The following is a 19,349-nucleotide window of genomic DNA, read 5'->3' on the forward strand; positions in this document are numbered from 1 at the left end:
GACGCGGAGGGTTGGGTAAACATCATTGTCATTGTTCTTATAGGGTAGAGTGGTCAATCACCGGCTGGATCGTCTTATTTTTTGGCGATTGTGTCTACCCCGTGTAGCGGCGGGGCTGCAATGCAGCCCCTTTCAGCTCAAGGCGCCGGGTTCGGCTGCGCCTGGTGTATGGCTTCGATCGCTGCCAGCAACTCATCGCTCAGGCTCAGCTCAAGGCTCGCCAGGTTGCTGTCCAGCTGTTGCAGGCTGGTCGCGCCAATGATGTTGCTGGTCACGAACGGTTGCCGGGTGACGAACGCCAGGGCCATCTGCGCCGGGTCCAGGCCGTGCTCGCGGGCCAGCTGCACATAGCGGCTGCAGGCTGCGACGGTCTGCGGGTTGGAGTATCGGGCAAAGCGGCTGAACAGGGTCAGGCGCGCGTTGTCCGGCCGTGCGCCGTTCTCGTACTTGCCCGAGAGCATGCCGAAGGCCAGCGGCGAATAGGCCAGCAGGCCGCACTGCTCACGGATTGCCACCTCTGCCAGGCCCACCTCGAAGCTGCGGTTGAGCAGGTTGTACGGGTTCTGGATCGACACCGCCCGCGGCCAGCCCCGGCTATCGGCCAGTTGCAAGAATTTCATGGTGCCCCACGGCGTTTCGTTGGACAGGCCGATGTGACGGATCTTGCCCGCCCGTACCTGCTCGTCGAGTACCTCGAGGGTTTCTTCCAGCGGGGTGAAGTGGTCCTGTGGCAGGTGCTGGTAGCCCAGCTTGCCGAAGAAGTTGGTGCTGCGTTCCGGCCAGTGCAGCTGGTACAGGTCGATACGGTCGGTCTGCAGGCGCTTCAGGCTCTCCTCCAGCGCCGCCACGATGTGCTGGCGGTTGTGCTTGAGCTGGCCGTCGCGAATGTGGCTGATGCCGTTGCCCGGGCCTGCCACCTTGCTGGCCAGCACCCAGTCGTCGCGATCACCGTTGTCGCGGAACCAGTTGCCGATGATGCGCTCGGTAGCCGCGTAGGTTTCCGGGCGCGGCGGCACCGGATACATCTCGGCGGTGTCGATGAAGTTGATCCCGGCGGCCTTGGCCCGGGCAATCTGTTCGAAGGCTTCGGCCTGAACGTTCTGTTCGCCCCAGGTCATGGTGCCCAGGCACAGGGCGCTGACATTGAGGTCGGTACGGCCGAGCTGACGGTATTCCATCGGTTAGACACTCCTTGGCAATAGATGCCCATCAAAGCAGGTTGAAATTTTTCTCGCAATCTGGATAATTCAGCCCCTCTCCGCGTGGCGGAAGTGATGCACCATCACGCAGGAAGAACCCCGTCGAACATTGGCGTGCCCGACCCGAGCCCCCAAAAGCGTCTGTGTTCGGCTGCGCGCTTGCCCTTGGCAAGCTGTGCACTATCCAGTAAGATTCGCCGTCTATTTTTCGCTGGGCGGCCTCTGAGGCTTTAGAGAATGAAAACTTTTACTGCTAAACCGGAAACAGTAAAGCGCGAGTGGTTCGTAGTCGACGCCGCTGGCCAGACCCTGGGTCGTCTGGCTACCGAAATCGCTAGCCGTCTGCGTGGCAAACACAAACCAGAATACACCCCTCACGTTGACACCGGCGACTACATCGTCGTTATCAACGCCGAGCAGGTTCGTGTGACAGGTGCCAAGTCTTCCGACAAAATGTACTACTCCCACTCCGGCTTCCCGGGCGGTATCAAGGAAATCAACTTCGAGAAGTTGATCGCCAAGGCCCCTGAGCGTGTTATCGAAACCGCGGTCAAAGGCATGCTGCCTAAGAACCCGCTGGGTCGCGACATGTACCGCAAGCTGAAAGTGTACGCGGGTGCTGCTCACCCACACACTGCTCAGCAGCCTCAAGAACTGAAGATCTAACGGGATAGTTCATTATGTCGGCGACTCAAAATTACGGCACTGGCCGTCGCAAGACCGCAACCGCTCGCGTATTCCTGCGTCCGGGTACTGGTAACATTTCCATCAACAACCGTTCTCTGGACGTGTTCTTCGGTCGCGAAACCGCTCGCATGGTTGTTCGCCAGCCACTCGAGCTGACCGAAACCGTTGAGAAATTCGACATCTACGTCACCGTTTCCGGTGGTGGTGTCAGCGGTCAAGCCGGTGCGATCCGTCACGGTATCACCCGCGCTCTGATGGAATACGACGAAACCCTGCGTGGCGCTCTGCGTCGTGCTGGCTACGTCACCCGCGACGCTCGTGAAGTTGAGCGTAAGAAAGTGGGTCTGCGTAAAGCGCGTAAGCGTCCTCAGTACTCCAAGCGTTAATACCGCTTCGGCAGTCGAAAAAAGCCCGGTTCCTTGGAACCGGGCTTTTTTTTTGGCTTGAACTAACCTGTCAGCATGTCAGTGGCCGCTTGTCGCATAGACGCAGATCAAGCAAAGCGCGGGTTGTGGCCCTTGCTTGGGTAATCACCTTGTCAGTGTGTGGTTTTGTTTCTTACCATGGCTGCCAAATTTTAGTGCCATTGACACAACCTAAGTACGAGCCTGGTTCAACAGGCCAAGCAAGCTGATGGGAGAGGACTGAATGAGCAATGACGGCGTCAACGCAGGCCGGCGCCGCTTCCTCGTAGCCGCGACATCCGTGGTCGGGGCAGCGGGAGCAGTGGGGGCTGCGGTACCGTTCGTGGGGTCATGGTTTCCCAGTGCCAAGGCGAAAGCCGCGGGTGCACCGGTGAAGGTCAATATCGCCAAGGTCGAGGCCGGGCAGCAGATGGTGGCTGAGTGGCGTGGCCAGCCGGTGTTCATCGTGCGCCGAACGGAAGAAATCCTTGGCAACCTGAAAAAAATTACGGGTGACCTGTCTGATCCAGAGTCCAAGGCTTCGGTGCAGCCGACCTACGTCGACCCTGAGGTTCGCTCGATCAAGCCGGAAATCCTCATTCTCGTCGGCCTGTGCACGCACCTGGGCTGCTCGCCCACCTTCCGCCCGGAAGTTGCGCCTGCTGACCTTGGTCCGAAATGGGTGGGTGGCTATTTCTGCCCGTGCCACGGCTCCCACTACGACCTGGCCGGCCGTGTCTACAAGTCGCAGCCGGCACCTCTCAACCTGCCAGTGCCGCCGCACTCTTACGAGTCGGACGATATCATCGTCATCGGCGTCGACCAGGAGAACGCATGATGAGCAAGTTCATGGACTGGATTGATGCTCGCTTCCCCGCCACAAAAATGTGGGAAGACCACCTGAGCAAGTATTACGCGCCCAAGAACTTCAACTTCCTGTACTTCTTCGGCTCCCTGGCATTGCTGGTACTGGTCAACCAGATCGTCACCGGTGTGTGGCTGACCATGAGCTTCACGCCCTCGGCGGAAGAGGCGTTCGCTTCGGTCGAGTACATCATGCGTGACGTGGAATACGGCTGGATCCTGCGCTACCTGCACTCCACCGGTGCGTCGGCGTTCTTCATCGTGGTCTACCTGCACATGTTCCGCGGCCTGCTCTACGGCTCCTACCAGAAGCCACGCGAGCTGGTCTGGCTGTTTGGCATGCTGATCTACCTTGCGCTGATGGCGGAAGCCTTCATGGGTTACCTGCTGCCGTGGGGCCAGATGTCGTACTGGGGTGCCCAGGTAATCATCTCCCTGTTCGGCGCCATCCCGGTGATCGGTGACGACCTCACCCAGTGGATCCGCGGTGACTACCTGATTTCGGGCATCACCCTGAACCGCTTCTTCGCCCTGCATGTGGTCGCCCTGCCCATCGTGATTCTCGGCCTGGTGGTGCTGCACATTCTTGCTCTGCACGAAGTGGGTTCGAACAACCCCGATGGTGTCGACATCAAGAAGAAAAAGGACGAAAACGGCATTCCGCTGGACGGTATCCCGTTCCACCCTTACTACACCGTCAAGGATATCGTTGGCGTGGTGGTGTTCCTCTTCGTGTTCTGCGCTGTGGTGTTCTTCTTCCCGGAGATGGGTGGTTACTTCCTGGAAAAACCGAACTTCGAGCAGGCCAACGCCTTCAAGACGCCCGAGCACATCGCGCCGGTGTGGTACTTCACACCGTTCTACGCGATCTTGCGCGCGGTACCTGACAAGCTGATGGGCGTGATCGCCATGGGTGCGGCCATCGCTGTGCTGTTCGTGCTGCCCTGGCTTGACCGCAGCCCGGTACGTTCCATGCGTTACAAGGGCTGGATCAGCAAGCTCTTCCTGCTGGTGTTCTGCGTGGCCTTCGTCATCCTCGGCGTGCTGGGCGTGCTGGCGCCGACACCTGGGCGTACCTTGCTGTCGCAGGTGTGCACGGTGTTGTACTTCGCCTACTTCCTGCTGATGCCGTTCTACACAAGGCTCGAGAAGACCAAACCGGTTCCGGAAAGGGTGACTGGCTGATGAAAAAGTTGATTGCAGTATTTTTGCTGGCAGTGATGCCTGCCTTTTCCTTCGCTGCCGAACATGGCCTGGAGCTGGACAAGGTCGATATCGACCTGACCGACAAGGCGGCCATGCAGGACGGTGCGCGCACCTTTGCCAACTATTGCATGGGTTGCCACAGTGCCAAGTTCCAGCGTTACGAGCGGGTGGCTGATGACCTGGGCATCCCTCACGAGCTGATGCTCGAGAAGCTGGTTTTCACCGGCGCCAAAATCGGTGACCACATGCAGATCGGCATGAAGCCCAGCGACGCAAAGACCTGGTTCGGCGCTGCGCCACCCGACCTGACCCTGGTCGCCCGTGTGCGGGGTACCGACTGGCTGTACAGCTACCTGCGCAGCTTCTACGAAGACCCGTCGCGCCCTTACGGGGTGAACAACAAGGTGTTCCCGAACGTGGGCATGCCTAACGTGCTGGTTGGCCTGCAGGGTAACCAGGTGGTTGGCTGCAAGCAGGTGCAGACCGTGGTCGATGGCAAGAAGCAATTTGACCCGTTGACCGGCAGCCCGATCACCCATGAAGCCTGTGACCAGCTGACCATTACGCCGAATTCCGGTACCCTGACGACCGAGCAGTTCGACGAGAAGGTCAAGAACCTGGTGACCTTCCTGGCCTATTCGGCCAACCCGGTCAAACTGGAAAGCCAGCGCATTGGTACCTACGTGTTGCTGTACCTGGCTTTCTTCTTCGTATTCGCCTACTTGCTCAAGCGTGAATACTGGAAGGACGTGCACTGATCACGCAGTAGTTTCTGGTTGTTGAACGCGCCCGGGGCGCCCTGGCAGTTTTGCCAGGGTACCCCGGGCGCGTTTTCATTTACAGTTGCACAAGCATCCCGTGCGAGGAGCCGCTACATGGGCGCAACCAACAGGTTAGCCTGCTATTCCGATCCCGCTGATCATTATTCTCATCGGGTACGCCTTGTGCTGGCCGAGAAGGGTGTCAGCGTCCAGGTCATCGATGTCGACCCCAGTCGCCTGCCGGCCAGGCTGGCCGAGGTGAACCCTTACGGCAGTGTGCCGACCCTGGTCGACCGTGACCTGGCGTTGTATGAGTCGACCGTGGTGATGGAATACCTCGAGGAGCGTTACCCGCACCCACCGCTGATGCCAGTGTACCCGGTTGCGCGGGGTAACAGCCGTTTGCTGATGCACCGCATCCAGCGCGACTGGTGTGCCTTGGCCGACACCGTGCTGGACGCGCGCAGCACCGAGGCCGCCCGTGCCGAGGCACGCAAGGCCCTGCGCGAAAGCCTGACCGGTGTTTCACCATTGTTCGGTGAGTACGCCTGTTTCATGAGTGAGGAGCAAAGCCTGGTCGATTGCTGTCTATTGCCCATACTCTGGCGTTTGCCGGTGTTGGGTATCGAATTGCCGCGGCAAGCCAAGCCGCTGCTGGATTACATGGAGCGGCAGTTCGCTCGCGAGCCTTTCCTGGCGAGCCTGTCCTCCGTAGAACGTGAAATGCGCAAGCTTTAAGGAGCTGTTGATGAACTCCAGTCGCCCCTATCTGGTTCGAGCACTGTATGAGTGGATCGTCGACAACGATTGCACGCCCCACATGCTGGTCAATGCCGAATACCCGAAAGTCCAGGTGCCGGATGGTTTCGCCAGTGATGGTCAGATCGTCTTGAATATCTCGCCAAGTGCCGTGCGCAGCCTGCACATGGATAACGACGCAGTCAGCTTCGAGGGCCGCTTCAGTGGCGTGGCCCATTCGCTGTTCGTGCCGGTTGGCGCCATCCTGGGCATCTATGCCCGTGAAAATGGCCAAGGCATGGTCTTCGAGCTGGAGTCGCCGATGGATGGCGACGAGCCGGAAGAGGATGATGTGCAGCCGGACGACGATGGCCCGCCGGAAGGGGGTGGCCAGCCGCCGCGCCCAAGTGGTCGGCCAAGCCTGAAAGTGGTCAAGTAACAAAAAAGGCGATCCAACTGGATCGCCTTTTTCTTTGCCGCCAACTTCGGGTTACAGGTCGCTGATAGTGCGTACCTGGTCCTTGTTGATGCGGGTGCGCTTGCCATCGAGTTGCTGGAACTCGTAGAAGCCTGCATCGCGGTCGTACTTCGGTGCGTCGACAGCCTGGATTTCACGGCCATCGTTGAGGGTGATCAGGCTTGGCGTGGAGCAGCCGGCCAGGGTGGCGAAGGTGCCGATCAGCAGGGCAGGCAGCAGAAGCTTTTTCATGCGGTGTTTCCTGGGTTTCTGAAAGGTGGGGCATTGTTGTTGCTTGTACTGGCCCTTTCGCGGGTAAAACCGCTCCCACAGGAATGCACAAGGCTTGAAAGCTGTGAGATCCCTGTGGGCGCGGGTTCACCCGCGAAGAGGCCGGTGCAGGCAGCAATGAATCAGTCGATGTACTCGAACAGCTTGACGATCTTCTGCACACCCGACACGCCCTGTACCACGGCGGTGGCCGAATTGGCCTCCTGTTGGGTCACCAGGCCGAGCAGATAGACGATACCGTTTTCGGTAATCACCTTGATGCGCGAGCTTGGCACGGCGCTGTCACCCAGCATCTGGGTCTTGATCTTGGTGGTCAGCCAGGCGTCGTTGTTGCGTGCCAGGATGGAGGAGGGTTGCATCACCTGCAGTTCATTGTGCACTTTCTTGACGCGCTGTACCTGGCTGGCGGTTTGCTCGGCGAGGCTCTTGAGGTCGGCGCGTGGAGTCTGGCCGGCCAGCAGGACGATGCCGTTGTAGCTGCTGACAACAATGTGCGAGCCCTTGTCCAGGTCAGGGCTGGCCTTGGAAATGTTCACCGAGGCCTTGGTTTCGATCAGCGAGTCGTCGATCTTGCTGCCAATGGTGCGCGTACCGCGATCGTCTTCGATCGGCGAATTGCGCGTAGAAGTAAGTACCGAGCTGCAACCGGTGACGCTCAGGCACAGAGTCAGGGCCATCAGGCCGAGGCGCATAGGGGTCATTCTTCACTCCCGAACAGTTGGCTGTCGATCAGATCGCACAGGCAGTGGATCGCCAGCAGGTGGACTTCCTGGATGCGTGCGGTAACCGTCGAAGGTACGCGGATTTCCACGTCTTCGGGCAGCAGCAGCGAAGCCATGCCGCCGCCGTCGCGGCCGGTCAATGCTACGACAATCATTTCGCGGTCATGTGCGGCCTGGATCGCCTGGATGACGTTGGCCGAATTGCCGCTGGTGGAGATTGCCAGCAGAACGTCGCCGGGCTGGCCCAGGGCGCGAATCTGCTTGGAAAAGACTTCGTTGTAGCTGTAGTCGTTGGCGATCGAGGTCAGGGTCGAGCTGTCGGTGGTCAGCGCGATGGCTGGCAGGCTCGGGCGCTCGCGCTCGAAACGGTTGAGCAGTTCCGACGAAAAGTGCTGGGCATCACCGGCCGAGCCGCCGTTGCCACAGGCGAGCATCTTGCCCTCGTTGAGCAGCGCATTGACCATGACCAGGCTAGCCTGCTCGATGTGCGGTGCCAGGATGTCCATTGCCTGTTGCTTGGTATCGATGCTGGCCTGGAACAGCCGGCGAATTCGGGATTGCATGTCCATCTGGTGACCTTAAGTGGGGCGGTGGCCTTTGCGACGCGCAACAACGACCAGCCCGCGAAACATAGAGCAAAAAAAACGAAGTGGGTTCAGCATTCGAAGGCGTTTTTCAGCCATTGAAGCGGCCTGCCTGCATGGTGGCTGCCCTGCAGGGCGACTACGTCGAAGCGGCAGGGGTGGTTGCCCCAGTGGGGCGCCTTCTGCAGGTACCGGCTGGCGGCGAGCACCAACCGTTTCTGCTTGCGCCCGTCGATGCTGGCGAGGGCGCCACCGAAGCACGCGTGCAACCGGTAGCGGACTTCGACGAATACTACTGTATCGGCGTCAAGCATGACCAGATCAAGCTCACCGCCTTTGCATCGCCAGTTACGCGCCAGCAGCTGCAGGCCCTGCCCTTGAAGGTACTCAAGGGCTTGGGTTTCTGCTGCTTGCCCGGCGCTTGTGGGCGACGCTGTTGGCATCAGCGCGCGGTGTCAGGCAGGCGCTTGACCTGGCCGCCGGCAAACTCGGCCCATGGCAGCTGGCGCTCGATACGCTGGTTGGCGTTGATGCTCAGGCTGCCCGAAAGGCCCTGGACACGGTTGTCCGGCAGCGCTTTCAGCTGGCCCAGGCGCGGCGCCAGGCTGTAGGCATCGACGCCCATGGCATACAGGCGGCCAAGGCTGCCAGCGGCCTGCGGCCACTGCTGTACCACTTGCTGGCGCAGGCTGTTGCTGGTGTCGAGCAGCCACGGCGTTTCGCAGAAGCGGATGCCGTTCATGTCATTGTACTGGTTGACGTCGCCGCTGGCGCTGTACAGGTTCGAGGTGGCATAGACCGGGACGTCACCGGCGTACTGGAAGTTCAGGGTCGGCTTGATCTGCTGGGCCTGTTGCGGGGTCGAGGCCAGGAAGATGAAATCGATATCCTGGCGGCGCGACGGTTGTGCGGCGATGCTGCCGCCTACCGTGCTTTGCAGGCTCTTGGCGCGGCCTTCGCTCTGGCGCAGCTGGAACAGGTCGGCGATCTGTTGGGCGAGGGCAACCGGCTGGGCAATGCGCTCGGCAGCGAGCAGGGTGCCGCCATTGCCTTCCCAGTCCTGGCGGAAGGCGGCCAGCACGCGGTCACCCCATTCGCCACTCGGCACCAGGGCCACGGCGCGGACCATGCCGTCGGCGCGAGCGCGGCGGGCGACTTCTCGTGCTTCATCTTCGGCAGCCAGGCCGAACTGGAACAGTTGCGGCGGGGCCTTCTGGCCGGCGTCGGCGTAGTTCAGGGCCAGTGTGGTGATCGGCAGTTGCGGTTTGGCGGCCAGTTGTTTGACCAGTGGCTTTTCAAGCGGGCCGATGACCAGTTGCACGCCGGCGGCCTGGGCCTGGCGATAGAAATCGTCTAGCGAGCCGATGCGCGAGCTGTCGAACACTTGCACCGCAGGCGCTGGCTGGCCAGCTTGCTGGGCCTGGAAGTGGGCGGCCATGAAACCGTCACGCAGGGCGCGGGCAACACCGGCAAGCGGGCCTTCCTGGGGCAGCAGCAGGGCGATCTTGGTCAGTGGCTGGCTGGCCAGCTCCTTGAGCTTGGTCAGCGCCAGCGGCAGTTGTTGGGCGGCAGGGTGGCCTGGGTGCTGTTTGACCCAGGTATCGATGGCCGCTTGCTGCTGCTCCAGGGTGCCGGCGCTCTTCACTGCGAAGGCGAGGCTGGTCCAGCCGGCCAGGGTCTGGTCGTTGGCTGGCTGCTGCAGTTGCTCTGCCGGCAACGAGGCGACCAGTGCCCAGATGGCGTCATTGTTGGCGCTGGCAGCCTGGCCGCTGAGCAGCGGGGCCAGCAGCACGCGCTGTTGCGCGGCAGCCAGGGTCTGGCCGTCGGCTTCAAGGGCGGCGGCGTGCACATTGTAAGTGCGCGCTTGCTGCTCCGCCGGCAGCTCGGCTACACGTTGCAGGCTGGGGTGAGCCAGGGCAGTCAGGGCCGCCTTGGGCTGGTTTCGACTCATGGCCAGCTCGGCCGCGAGGGTGCTGGCGAACACTTGCTGGGCCGGCTTGAGTGTGTCCAGCGGGACTTGCTCAAGAATGCGTGCGGCGCGTGGGAAGTCCTTCTGCTTGTAGGCCAGGTCGGCCGCGCTCAGGCGCAGCAGGGCGGCATCTTCCGCTGACTTGCTGGAAGCGGCTTTTTCGAGCAGTTGCTCGATGCTGGCATCCGGGGTGCGTGGCAGTTCGCCCAGGCTGGATGAGGGCGAGCTGGCGCAGGCTGCCAGCAGGGCAGCGAGGCAGAGGGCTGTGAGCAGCCGCAGGCAAGCGATCATGTAAAGGTCCTGTTACTCGATCAAGTTGGCCGGCAATTGTACCCAAGCACTGGCCGGGGCGCGATGTTGCTGTGCTGATCCTTCACTATAGGTGGCCTGCCGCCGATCGCTGGCGAAGTTCTTTGCGCCCTGTTGCAGGCGCTCGGGCTACAATGGCGCCTTTGATCCGAATGACAGGTGTGCGCAGTGACTGATGTGGCAGGGGCTTCGAAATCCACGGTGGGGACGCTGTATGTGGTGGCAACCCCCATCGGCAACCTCGACGACATGAGCGCCCGGGCGCTGAAGGTGCTGGCGGATGTGGCGCTGATCGCCGCCGAAGACACCCGCCATTCGATCCGCCTGCTGCAACACTTTGGCATCGACACACCGCTGGCGGCCTGTCATGAACACAATGAGCGTGATGAGGGCGGGCGTTTTCTCACCAAGCTGCTGGCTGGCGAGAACGTGGCACTGGTTTCCGATGCCGGCACGCCGCTGATTTCCGACCCGGGCTACCACTTGGTACGCCAGGCGCGGGCTGCGGGGGTGAGCGTGGTGCCGGTGCCGGGCGCCTGCGCCTTGATCGCCGCACTGTCGGCGGCCGGCCTGCCGTCGGACCGCTTCATTTTCGAAGGCTTCCTGCCGGCCAAGCAGGCCGGGCGCCGGGCGCGCCTCGAGCAGGTGAAGGAAGAGCCGCGTACGCTGATTTTCTATGAGGCCCCGCACCGTATCCTCGAATGCCTCGAAGACATGGAGCTGGTTTTTGGTGGCGAACGCCCGGCACTGCTGGCGCGCGAGCTGACCAAGACCTTCGAGACCCTGAAGGGCCTGCCGCTGGCCGAGCTGCGCGCGTTCGTTGCCGGCGACAGCAACCAGCAGCGCGGTGAGTGCGTGGTACTGGTTGGCGGCTGGAGCGCGCCGGAGGGCGAGCAGGCCATCAGTACCGAGGCCCAGCGAGTACTCGACCTGCTGTTGGCCGAGCTGCCACTGAAGCGGGCTGCGGCGCTGGCGGCGGAAATTACCGGTGTGCGCAAGAACCTGTTGTATCAACTTGCGCTGGAAAAGCAGAAAACCGAATAGTGGCAGTTTGATATAATTGCCGGTATTGCTTGTTCTTGTGCGCGCGTGCCGGTAACCTTGGCGGCGGAGAGTCGATCGGACAGTCGCTGCCTGTTTTTGTTCCGCAACTTTTTGTTGTGTGAGCAGCAGGGGGAGGAAAGTCCGGGCTCCATAGGGCAGAGTGCCAGGTAACGCCTGGGAGGCGCGAGCCTACGGAAAGTGCCACAGAAAATAACCGCCTAAGCACTTCGGTGCCGGTAAGGGTGAAAAGGTGCGGTAAGAGCGCACCGCACGTCTGGCAACAGTTCGTGGCTAGGTAAACCCCACTCGGAGCAAGACCAAATAGGGTTCCATCAGGCGTGGCCCGCGTCGGAACCGGGTAGGTTGCTAGAGGCGTCCAGTGATGGCCGTCGTAGAGGAATGACTGTCCTCGACAAAACCCGGCTTACAGATCGACTCTCCACCTTTTCCTCCCCTGCTTGATTCGATAGCAGATCCTCTCTGGTAATACCGAAAAAATCTTACTCTTGATAAATCACTTTAAGTTCGAACTCCATTTGCTTGCGTGGGTTTGATTTTTCTCGTGTTTTCTCTTCCTCGGTAGTGCTTCCACATTCCCTTATCGCGCTAAATCTCGGTCCTGTAAGGCTTTTCCTTATGAACGTGCCTTGACGGTGCTGCGGGCGGATTCCTATAGTGTGCGCAAGTGGCAGAAAGTGGGATGAAGTGGGTTTTCTGGCACAAAAAAGCTAACATTGTGGGGAATCACAGCCGTGTTCCGCGGAGCCAACGCCGTCAGCCTCGATGCCAAGGGACGTCTCGCCATGCCGAGTCGGTACCGTGACGAGCTGGATTCGCGTTGCAATGGCCAGCTGATCGTGACCATTGACGCCGTTGACCCCTGCTTGTGCGTATACCCCCTCGATGAGTGGGAACAGATAGAAGCCAAGTTGCGAGCCTTGCCATCGTTGCGTGAGGAAAACCGCCGTCTGCAGCGTTTGCTGATCGGTAATGCGGTTGACCTGGAGCTCGATGGCAGTGGGCGTTTCCTGGTGCCGCCCCGCCTGCGTGAGTACGCCAAGCTCGACAAGAAGGCGATGCTGGTGGGGCAACTGAACAAATTCCAGCTGTGGGATGAAGATGCCTGGAACACGGTTTCGGCAGCCGACCTTGCAGCTATTCAACAACCGGGCGCCATGCCCGACGAATTGCGTGACCTGATCCTGTGACCATAGATAGCGGCTTCAACCACATTACCGTCCTGCTCGACGAAGCTGTCGAGGCATTGGCCCTGCGCGCCGACGGTTGCTATCTGGACGGCACCTTCGGCCGTGGCGGACACAGCCGGCTGATTCTCAGCAAGCTCGGGCCGCAAGGGCGGCTGCTGGGCTTCGACAAAGATCCACAGGCGATTGCCACGGGGCAAGCGCTGGCGGCCGAAGACGGCCGCTTTGTCATTGTGCAGCGCAGCTTTGCCGAGCTGGGTGCAGAAGTGGCCGAGCGCGGCCTGCACGGAAAGGTCAGCGGTGTACTGCTGGACCTGGGCGTGTCCTCGCCGCAACTGGATGACCCAGAGCGTGGCTTCAGTTTCCTCAATGATGGCCCGCTGGACATGCGCATGAACCCGGATCAGGGCATCAGTGCCGCCGAGTTCATCGCCACTGCGCCTGTGGAAGAAATTGCCCGTGTCTTCAAAGAGTACGGTGAAGAGCGTTTCTCCGGCCGCATGGCGCGTGCCGTGGTCGAGCGCCGCGAAAAGGAGCCGTTCACCCGCACTGCCGACCTGGCGGAAGTGCTGAAGGTTGCCAACCCTGCCTGGGAAAAAGGCAAGAACCCGGCTACCCGTGCCTTCCAGGGGCTGCGGATCCATGTCAACAACGAGCTGGGTGACCTGGAGGCTGGCCTGGAGGCCGCGCTGGATGCACTCGAGGTCGGTGGCCGCCTGGCAGTGATCAGTTTCCACTCCCTTGAGGACCGTATCGTCAAGCTGTTCATGCGCAAGCTGGTCAAGGGCGAGGCCGACAACCTGCCACGCAACCTGCCGGTACAGCACAAAGTCTTCGAGCCGAAAATCAAGCTCATCGGCAAGGCCCAGTTCGCCTCCGAAGCCGAGCTCAAGGCCAACCCACGCTCGCGTAGCGCCGTGATGCGTGTGGCGGAGAAACTGCGGTGAGCAGGCTCTTTGCCAAGCCTTTGCCAGGCGGAAGCTTCCTGATGCTTCTGCTGTTTATCGGCGTGCTGGTTTCGGCCGTCGCCGTGTCCTACAGCGCGCACTGGAACCGTCAGTTGCTCAATACCCTTTACGGCGAGTTGAATGAGCGTGACAAGGCCCAGGCCGAGTGGGGCCGGCTGATTCTGGAACAGAGCACCTGGACCGCCGCCAGCCGTATCGAAAACCTGGCTTCCGAGCAGTTGAAAATGCGCGTGCCTGCGGCTGACGAAGTGCGGATGGTGGCGCCATGATGAAGCTCGAAGGCGCACTCTACCCGTGGCGCTTCCGCGTGGTGATCGGCTTGCTGGCAATCATGGTCGGCGCTATCTGCTGGCGCATCATCGACCTGCAAGTGGTCGACCGTGACTTCCTCAAGGGGCAGGGCGATGCGCGCAGTTTGCGTCACATCCCTATCCCTGCGCACCGTGGCCTGATCACCGACCGCAACGGTGAGCCATTGGCTGTGAGTACCCCGGTCACCACCCTGTGGGCCAACCCCAAGGAAATGCAGGCGTCCAAAGACCGCTGGCCACAGCTGGCCGCAGCGCTGGGGCAAAACCCGCAGCAACTGGTCGAGCGCCTGACCCAGCAGGCCAGCAAAGAGTTCATCTACCTGGTCCGCGGCCTGACCCCGGAGCAGGGCCAGCACGTGCTCGACCTGAAAGTGCCTGGTGTGTACGGCCTGGAAGAATTCCGCCGCTTCTATCCGGCCGGCGATGTCACCGCGCACATGGTCGGCTTCACCGACCTCGACGACCACGGTCGCGAAGGGGTGGAACTGGCCTATGACGAGTGGCTGGCCGGCGTGCCCGGCAAGCGGCAGGTGATCAAGGACCGGCGTGGCCGGCTGATCAAGGACATCCAGGTAACCAAGAACGCCAAGGCCGGCAAGACCTTGGCGTTGTCGATAGACCTGCGCCTGCAGTACCTGGCTACCCGCGAGCTGCGCAACGCCATTGCCGAGCAGGACGCCAAGGCCGGCAGCCTGGTGATCATGGACGTCAAGACTGGTGAAGTCCTGGCCATGGTCAACCAGCCAACCTACAACCCGAACAACCGCCGCAGCATGTTCCCGGCAGCGATGCGCAACCGGGCAATCATCGACGTGTTCGAGCCCGGTTCCACGGTCAAGCCGATTTCCATGAGTGCGGCACTGCAAAGCGGCCGCTGGAAGCCGACCGACAAGGTCGAGGTTTACCCGGGCAGCTTGCAGATCGGCCGCTACACCATCAAGGACGTGTCGCGCAGCGAGGGCCCGATCCTCGACCTGACCGGCATCCTGATCAACTCCAGTAACGTCGGCATGAGCAAGATCGCCTTCGACATTGGTGGCGAGGCCATCTACCGCGTCATGTCCCAGGTCGGCCTGGGCCAGTACACCGGCCTTGGCTTCCCGGGTGAGCGTGTCGGCAACCTGCCCAACCACCGCGAGTGGCGCAAGGCTGAAACCGCGACCCTTTCCTATGGCTATGGCCTGTCGGTGACCGCCCTGCAGCTGGTGCATGCCTACGCGGCGCTGGCCAACGACGGCAAGATGGTGCCGCTGTCGATCATCAAGGTCGACAAGGCTCCGGAAGCTGTGCAAGCCATTCCGAAGGAAACCGCCGAAACCGTTCAGGGCATGCTGCAGCAGGTGATTGAAGCACCGCGTGGTGTGTTCCGTGCCCAGGTGCCGTTCTATCACGTGGCCGGCAAGTCCGGCACAGCGCGTAAAGCCACGGTGGGGTCCAAGGGGTACACCGAAAACGCCTACCGTTCGCTGTTCGCCGGCTTCGGGCCAATGAGCGACCCGCGCTACGCCATCGTCGTGGTCATCGACGAGCCGGGCAAGGGTGGTTACTTCGGTGGCCTGGTTTCGGCGCCGGTATTCAGCAAGGTCATGTCCGGCACCCTGCGTTTGATGAACGTACCGCCAGACAACCTGCCGCCACCGGCACCCGCCGAACAGTCGCAAGTCAATGCAGCAGCCGCCAAGGGAGGGCGTGGATGATGACAATGCCATTGAGCAAGCTTTTCGCTCACGCCAGCCGTGACCCGCTGATTCGTGAACTGACCCTGGACAGCCGCAATGTACGCCCCGGCGATCTGTTCCTGGCCGTGCCGGGCGCCAAGGTTGATGGCCGCGAACATATCGCCGATGCCTTGGCCCGTGGCGCTGCCGCCGTGGCCTATGAAGAGCAGGGCGCCAACGTGCTGCCGCTGACCGATGTGCCGCTGATTCCGGTCAAGGGCCTGATCGCCCAACTCTCGGACATCGCCGGGCGCTTCTATGGTGAGCCCAGCCGCCAGCTGAACCTGGTGGGTGTGACCGGTACCAACGGCAAGACCAGCGTTACTCAATTGGTGGCCCAGGCGCTTGATGTGCTCGGCCAGCGCTGCGGCCTTATTGGCACTTTGGGGACCGGCTTTTACGGTGAACTGCAAAGTGGTCGCCTGACCACGCCAGACCCGATTGCCGTACAGTCCACCCTTTACGACCTGAAAAAGCAGGGCGCCAAGGCCGTGGCCATGGAGGTTTCCTCTCACGCCCTGGAGCAAGGGCGTGTCGCTGCGTTGGCGTTCGACATCGCGGTCATGACCAACCTGTCCCGTGATCACCTGGATTACCACGGCAGCATGCAGGCGTATGAGGCGGCCAAGGCCAAGCTGTTCGCCTGGCCAAACCTGCGTTGCCAGGTGATCAACCTGGATGACGACTTTGGTCGTCGCCTGGCCGAAGACTTTGCTCGCCGCCCGAGTGTCGACCTGGTCGAGACCCGGCTGCTCAGCTATAGCCTGGAAAACCCCGACGCCTCGCTGTTCTGCCGCGAGGCCGTGTTCAGTGACGATGGCGTGCGAGCCACGCTGGTGACTGCTCAGGGTGAGCGCACCCTGCGCAGCCAGCTGCTGGGCCGCTTCAACCTGAGCAACATGCTGGCCGCCGTGGCAACCCTGCTGGCGCTGGATTACGCGCTGGACGAAATCCTTGAGGTCACCCCGCGCCTGCAAGGGCCTGTGGGCCGCATGCAGCGCCTGGGTGGCGGTCAAAAACCACTGGTGGTGGTCGACTACGCGCACACCCCGGATGCCCTGGAAAAAGTGCTTGAAGCCCTGCGCCCGCATGCCCACGGCCAACTGTTGTGCCTGTTTGGCTGCGGCGGCGACCGTGATCGCGGCAAGCGCCCATTGATGGCTGAAGTGGCCGAGCGCCTGGCCGACCGTGTGCTGGTCACCGACGACAACCCGCGCACGGAAGACCCGCTGCGCATCTTCGACGACATCCGTCCCGGCTTCACCAAGCCTGAAGACGTCGAGTTCGTCGCCGGCCGTGGCGAAGCCATTGCGCACCTGATCGCCTCAGCCGCTGCCAACGACGTGATCGTGCTGGCGGGCAAGGGGCATGAGGATTATCAGGAGATCAATGGCGAGCGCCATGGCTTCTCCGACCTGACCGAAGCCGAGAAGGCCCTTGCAGCCTGGGAGGCTCCACATGCTTAAGCCGATGACACTCAGCCAGCTGACCACAGCACTGAGTGGTCAACAAGTCGGTACCGACGCCACTTTCACCGGTGTCAGCATCGACAGCCGCAGTGTCAGCGCCGGGCAGCTGTTCGTCGCCTTGGCCGGCCCGCGTTTCGATGGCCATGACTACCTGGCTGATGTCAAAGCCAAAGGCGCAGTCGCCGCCCTGGTCGAGCGTGAGGTGGCCGGTGTCGACCTGCCGCAGTTGCGGGTCAATGATTGCCGGGTAGCGCTTGGTCAGCTCGGCGCCCTGAACCGCGCTGCGTTCGACAAGCCCGTGGTGGCGATTACCGGTTCCAGTGGCAAGACCACGGTCAAGGAGATGCTTGCCAGCATCCTGCGCACCCGCGGCCTGGTGCATGCCACCCGCGGCAACCTGAACAACGACCTTGGCGCGCCGCTGACCCTGCTGGAAATCGCTCCGGAGCACAGCGCTGCAGTGATCGAGCTGGGTGCGTCGCGCATCGGTGAAATCCGCTACACCGTCGGCCTGACCAAACCTCAGGTGGTCATCATCAATAACGCAGGTACCGCCCACGTTGGCGAATTCGGTGGGCCCGAGAAGATCGTCGAAGCCAAGGGCGAAATTCTCGAAGGCCTGGGTGAGGGCGGTGTCGCCATCCTCAACCTGGCCGACAAGGCGTTCGAAATCTGGCGCAAACGTGCCGGCAACCACCGCATCTTCACGTTTGCACTGGATAACCCGCAGGCCGATTTCCACGCCAGCGACATTGGTCGCGACGCGCGTGGCTGCCCGTCGTTCACCCTGCACGGGCCTGATGGCAGCGTGCAGGTACAGCTGAACCTTCTGGGTACCCATAACGTCAGCAACGCCCTGGCTGCCGCCGCTGCCGCCCATGCCGTTGGTCTGACCCTGAACGGCATTGCCGCCGGCCTGGCTGCCGTGCAGCCGGTCAAGGGCCGCACCGTGGCGCAGGTCGCGCCGAACGGTGTGCGGGTGATCGACGACAGTTACAACGCAAATCCCACCTCCATGTGCGCGGCCATTGATATACTCGCCGGCTTTTCCGGACGCACCGTCCTGGTGCTTGGGGATATCGGCGAATTGGGGCAATGGGCGCAAGAAGGCCACCGTCAGGTGGGTGACTACGCGCGTGGCAAGGTCGACGCCCTGTACGCAGTGGGTTCCAACATGATGCATGCGGTCACGGCGTTCGGCGCCAATGGCCATCATTTCGCTACTCAAGCTGAGCTGATCGACGCTGTTCGCGCTGAAAATGCCAGCGACACCACTATCTTGATCAAGGGCTCGCGCAGCGCTGCGATGGAAAACGTCGTGGCGGCATTGTGCGGTGCCAGCGGGGAGAAACATTAATGCTGCTGCTGTTGGCCGAGTATCTGCAACAGTTCCACAAAGGCTTCGCGGTCTTCCAGTACCTGTCCCTGCGCGGGATTCTTGGTGTACTGACCGCGTTGTCCCTGGCGCTGTGGCTGGGGCCGTGGATGATCCGTACCCTGCAAATTCGCCAGATCGGCCAGGCCGTGCGTAACGACGGCCCGCAATCGCACCTGTCCAAGTCCGGCACCCCGACCATGGGTGGCGCACTGATCCTGTCGGCCATCGCCATCAGCACCCTGCTGTGGGCTGATCTGTCCAACCGCTACGTGTGGGTGGTGCTGATCGTGACCTTGGCATTCGGTGCGATCGGCTGGGTTGACGACTACCGCAAGGTGATCGAAAAGAACTCCCGTGGCCTGCCAAGCCGCTGGAAGTACTTCTGGCAGTCGGTGTTCGGGCTGGCTGCGGCCGTGTTCCTGTACAAGACGGCGCCGACCAGCGTCGAGACCACGCTGATCCTGCCGTTTATCAAGGATGTCACTATCCCGCTGGGCATTGGCTTCGTCGTGCTGACCTACTTCGTCATCGTCGGCTCCAGCAACGCGGTCAACCTTACCGATGGCCTCGACGGCCTGGCAATCATGCCGACGGTGATGGTGGGCGGCGCCCTGGGCATCTTCTGCTACCTGTCGGGTAACGTGAAGTTCGCCGAATACCTGCTGATCCCCTACGTGCCGGGCTCGGGTGAGCTGATCGTGTTCTGCGGCGCGCTGATCGGCGCCGGCCTGGGCTTCCTGTGGTTCAACACCTACCCGGCACAAGTCTTCATGGGTGACGTCGGCGCGCTGGCGCTGGGCGCCGCGCTGGGCACCATCGCCGTGATCGTCCGCCAGGAAATCGTGCTGTTCATCATGGGCGGCATCTTCGTGGTGGAAACCCTGTCGGTGGTGATCCAGGTCGCCTCCTTCAAGCTGACCGGCAAGCGCGTGTTCCGCATGGCGCCGATCCACCACCACTTTGAACTCAAGGGCTGGCCAGAGCCACGGGTGATCGTCCGCTTCTGGATCATCACCGTGATTCTGGTGCTGATCGGCCTTGCAACCCTGAAACTGAGGTAGATGA

The 19,349-nt window shown here is 61.7% G+C and carries 21 protein-coding genes and 1 other RNA gene; 16 read left to right on the top strand and 6 right to left on the bottom strand.

Going from position 1 to position 19,349, the window contains the following annotated elements:
* Window positions 1-137: 137 nt before the first annotated feature.
* Window positions 138-1,178: an NADP(H)-dependent aldo-keto reductase gene (locus AC07XM_RS00660; protein ID WP_016488982.1), complete on the bottom strand. Its 1,041-nt coding sequence runs from the start codon at window positions 1,176-1,178 to the stop codon at window positions 138-140.
* Window positions 1,179-1,436: 258 nt separating this feature from the next.
* Here AC07XM_RS00660 and rplM point away from each other — a divergent pair, with 258 nt between their 5' ends.
* From rplM to AC07XM_RS00695, 7 genes are all read left to right on the top strand, one after another.
* Window positions 1,437-1,865, top strand: coding sequence for a 50S ribosomal protein L13 (rplM, locus tag AC07XM_RS00665; RefSeq protein WP_003260798.1), 429 nt, complete (start codon window positions 1,437-1,439; stop codon window positions 1,863-1,865).
* A 14-nt stretch (window positions 1,866-1,879) separates the two neighbouring features.
* Entirely contained in the window at window positions 1,880-2,272 is a 393-nt protein-coding gene (gene rpsI, locus AC07XM_RS00670) for a 30S ribosomal protein S9 (protein ID WP_003260797.1), read from the top strand.
* Window positions 2,273-2,534: 262 nt separating this feature from the next.
* The gene (petA, locus tag AC07XM_RS00675; protein WP_016488981.1) at window positions 2,535-3,128 is read left to right on the top strand and encodes a ubiquinol-cytochrome c reductase iron-sulfur subunit; all 594 of its coding nucleotides are present in this window, start codon (window positions 2,535-2,537) and stop codon (window positions 3,126-3,128) included.
* Entirely contained in the window at window positions 3,128-4,339 is a 1,212-nt protein-coding gene (locus tag AC07XM_RS00680) for a cytochrome b (RefSeq protein WP_024717460.1), read from the top strand. The genes petA and AC07XM_RS00680 overlap by 1 nt, the downstream gene beginning before the upstream one ends.
* Entirely contained in the window at window positions 4,339-5,118 is a 780-nt protein-coding gene (locus tag AC07XM_RS00685; protein ID WP_016488979.1) for a cytochrome c1, read from the top strand. Before AC07XM_RS00680 ends, AC07XM_RS00685 begins: the two co-directional genes overlap by 1 nt.
* 117 nt (window positions 5,119-5,235) lie before the next feature.
* On the top strand, window positions 5,236-5,859 hold the full coding sequence (locus tag AC07XM_RS00690) for a glutathione S-transferase N-terminal domain-containing protein (protein WP_016488978.1): 624 nt from the start codon (window positions 5,236-5,238) through the stop codon (window positions 5,857-5,859).
* 10 nt (window positions 5,860-5,869) lie between these two features.
* Window positions 5,870-6,298 carry a ClpXP protease specificity-enhancing factor gene (locus tag AC07XM_RS00695; RefSeq protein ID WP_102689059.1) on the top strand — a complete coding sequence of 143 codons (429 nt, stop codon included), beginning with the start codon at window positions 5,870-5,872 and terminating at the stop codon, window positions 6,296-6,298.
* Window positions 6,299-6,349: 51 nt separating this feature from the next.
* Here the strand turns inward: AC07XM_RS00695 and AC07XM_RS00700 are convergent, their stop codons facing one another.
* The 5 genes from AC07XM_RS00700 to AC07XM_RS00720 form a co-directional block, all read right to left on the bottom strand.
* Complete coding sequence (locus AC07XM_RS00700; protein WP_016488976.1) at window positions 6,350-6,568, bottom strand: YgdI/YgdR family lipoprotein; 219 nt, start codon at window positions 6,566-6,568, stop codon at window positions 6,350-6,352.
* Window positions 6,569-6,729: 161 nt separating this feature from the next.
* Complete coding sequence (locus tag AC07XM_RS00705; protein ID WP_016488975.1) at window positions 6,730-7,308, bottom strand: BON domain-containing protein; 579 nt, start codon at window positions 7,306-7,308, stop codon at window positions 6,730-6,732.
* Entirely contained in the window at window positions 7,305-7,898 is a 594-nt protein-coding gene (locus AC07XM_RS00710) for a phosphoheptose isomerase (RefSeq protein WP_012274070.1), read from the bottom strand. Before AC07XM_RS00710 ends, AC07XM_RS00705 begins: the two co-directional genes overlap by 4 nt.
* An 86-nt stretch (window positions 7,899-7,984) precedes the next feature.
* On the bottom strand, window positions 7,985-8,356 hold the full coding sequence (locus AC07XM_RS00715; protein WP_016488974.1) for a YraN family protein: 372 nt from the start codon (window positions 8,354-8,356) through the stop codon (window positions 7,985-7,987).
* Window positions 8,356-10,173: a penicillin-binding protein activator gene (locus AC07XM_RS00720; RefSeq protein ID WP_016488973.1), complete on the bottom strand. Its 1,818-nt coding sequence runs from the start codon at window positions 10,171-10,173 to the stop codon at window positions 8,356-8,358. The genes AC07XM_RS00715 and AC07XM_RS00720 overlap by 1 nt, the downstream gene beginning before the upstream one ends.
* A gap of 186 nt (window positions 10,174-10,359) precedes the next feature.
* On the opposite strand from AC07XM_RS00720, the gene rsmI reads away from it, so the two are divergent.
* The 9 genes from rsmI (at window position 10,360) to mraY (ending at window position 19,345) form a co-directional block, all read left to right on the top strand.
* On the top strand, window positions 10,360-11,235 hold the full coding sequence (gene rsmI / locus AC07XM_RS00725) for a 16S rRNA (cytidine(1402)-2'-O)-methyltransferase (protein ID WP_016488972.1): 876 nt from the start codon (window positions 10,360-10,362) through the stop codon (window positions 11,233-11,235).
* A 67-nt stretch (window positions 11,236-11,302) separates the two neighbouring features.
* Window positions 11,303-11,678: RNase P RNA component class A (rnpB, locus tag AC07XM_RS00730), an RNA gene on the top strand.
* Window positions 11,679-11,987: 309 nt separating this feature from the next.
* On the top strand, window positions 11,988-12,443 hold the full coding sequence (mraZ, locus tag AC07XM_RS00735) for a division/cell wall cluster transcriptional repressor MraZ (RefSeq protein WP_019439042.1): 456 nt from the start codon (window positions 11,988-11,990) through the stop codon (window positions 12,441-12,443).
* Window positions 12,440-13,387 carry a 16S rRNA (cytosine(1402)-N(4))-methyltransferase RsmH gene (gene rsmH / locus AC07XM_RS00740; RefSeq protein ID WP_016488970.1) on the top strand — a complete coding sequence of 316 codons (948 nt, stop codon included), beginning with the start codon at window positions 12,440-12,442 and terminating at the stop codon, window positions 13,385-13,387. Before mraZ ends, rsmH begins: the two co-directional genes overlap by 4 nt.
* Window positions 13,384-13,677 (top strand): cell division protein FtsL, encoded by a 294-nt coding sequence (ftsL, locus tag AC07XM_RS00745; RefSeq protein WP_016488969.1) that lies wholly within the window; start codon window positions 13,384-13,386, stop codon window positions 13,675-13,677. The genes rsmH and ftsL overlap by 4 nt, the downstream gene beginning before the upstream one ends.
* Window positions 13,677-15,416, top strand: coding sequence for a peptidoglycan D,D-transpeptidase FtsI family protein (locus AC07XM_RS00750; protein WP_161775544.1), 1,740 nt, complete (start codon window positions 13,677-13,679; stop codon window positions 15,414-15,416). Before ftsL ends, AC07XM_RS00750 begins: the two co-directional genes overlap by 1 nt.
* Window positions 15,413-16,903 carry a UDP-N-acetylmuramoyl-L-alanyl-D-glutamate--2,6-diaminopimelate ligase gene (locus AC07XM_RS00755; RefSeq protein ID WP_371919270.1) on the top strand — a complete coding sequence of 497 codons (1,491 nt, stop codon included), beginning with the start codon at window positions 15,413-15,415 and terminating at the stop codon, window positions 16,901-16,903. The genes AC07XM_RS00750 and AC07XM_RS00755 overlap by 4 nt, the downstream gene beginning before the upstream one ends.
* Window positions 16,896-18,263, top strand: coding sequence for a UDP-N-acetylmuramoyl-tripeptide--D-alanyl-D-alanine ligase (locus tag AC07XM_RS00760; RefSeq protein WP_096426727.1), 1,368 nt, complete (start codon window positions 16,896-16,898; stop codon window positions 18,261-18,263). The genes AC07XM_RS00755 and AC07XM_RS00760 overlap by 8 nt, the downstream gene beginning before the upstream one ends.
* Window positions 18,263-19,345, top strand: a complete 1,083-nt coding sequence (gene mraY / locus AC07XM_RS00765; RefSeq protein WP_016488965.1) for a phospho-N-acetylmuramoyl-pentapeptide-transferase — start codon at window positions 18,263-18,265, stop codon at window positions 19,343-19,345. The genes AC07XM_RS00760 and mraY overlap by 1 nt, the downstream gene beginning before the upstream one ends.
* Window positions 19,346-19,349: the final 4 nt, after the last annotated feature.

The sequence above is a fragment of the Pseudomonas sp. GW460-LB5 genome, assembly GCF_059423245.1.

Coding starts and splice junctions, on each gene's coding strand:
- AC07XM_RS00750 (WP_161775544.1), top strand. CDS start 13,677: ATGAAGCTCGAAGGCGCACTCTACCCGTGGCGCTTCCGCGTGGTGATC.
- AC07XM_RS00695 (WP_102689059.1), top strand. CDS start 5,870: ATGAACTCCAGTCGCCCCTATCTGGTTCGAGCACTGTATGAGTGGATC.
- AC07XM_RS00755 (WP_371919270.1), top strand. CDS start 15,413: ATGATGACAATGCCATTGAGCAAGCTTTTCGCTCACGCCAGCCGTGAC.
- AC07XM_RS00685 (WP_016488979.1), top strand. CDS start 4,339: ATGAAAAAGTTGATTGCAGTATTTTTGCTGGCAGTGATGCCTGCCTTT.
- AC07XM_RS00715 (WP_016488974.1), bottom strand. CDS start 8,356: ATGCCAACAGCGTCGCCCACAAGCGCCGGGCAAGCAGCAGAAACCCAA.
- petA (WP_016488981.1), top strand. CDS start 2,535: ATGAGCAATGACGGCGTCAACGCAGGCCGGCGCCGCTTCCTCGTAGCC.
- mraY (WP_016488965.1), top strand. CDS start 18,263: ATGCTGCTGCTGTTGGCCGAGTATCTGCAACAGTTCCACAAAGGCTTC.
- AC07XM_RS00660 (WP_016488982.1), bottom strand. CDS start 1,178: ATGGAATACCGTCAGCTCGGCCGTACCGACCTCAATGTCAGCGCCCTG.
- AC07XM_RS00710 (WP_012274070.1), bottom strand. CDS start 7,898: ATGGACATGCAATCCCGAATTCGCCGGCTGTTCCAGGCCAGCATCGAT.
- AC07XM_RS00680 (WP_024717460.1), top strand. CDS start 3,128: ATGAGCAAGTTCATGGACTGGATTGATGCTCGCTTCCCCGCCACAAAA.
- AC07XM_RS00700 (WP_016488976.1), bottom strand. CDS start 6,568: ATGAAAAAGCTTCTGCTGCCTGCCCTGCTGATCGGCACCTTCGCCACC.
- AC07XM_RS00690 (WP_016488978.1), top strand. CDS start 5,236: ATGGGCGCAACCAACAGGTTAGCCTGCTATTCCGATCCCGCTGATCAT.
- rplM (WP_003260798.1), top strand. CDS start 1,437: ATGAAAACTTTTACTGCTAAACCGGAAACAGTAAAGCGCGAGTGGTTC.
- AC07XM_RS00705 (WP_016488975.1), bottom strand. CDS start 7,308: ATGACCCCTATGCGCCTCGGCCTGATGGCCCTGACTCTGTGCCTGAGC.
- rpsI (WP_003260797.1), top strand. CDS start 1,880: ATGTCGGCGACTCAAAATTACGGCACTGGCCGTCGCAAGACCGCAACC.
- AC07XM_RS00760 (WP_096426727.1), top strand. CDS start 16,896: ATGCTTAAGCCGATGACACTCAGCCAGCTGACCACAGCACTGAGTGGT.
- AC07XM_RS00720 (WP_016488973.1), bottom strand. CDS start 10,173: ATGATCGCTTGCCTGCGGCTGCTCACAGCCCTCTGCCTCGCTGCCCTG.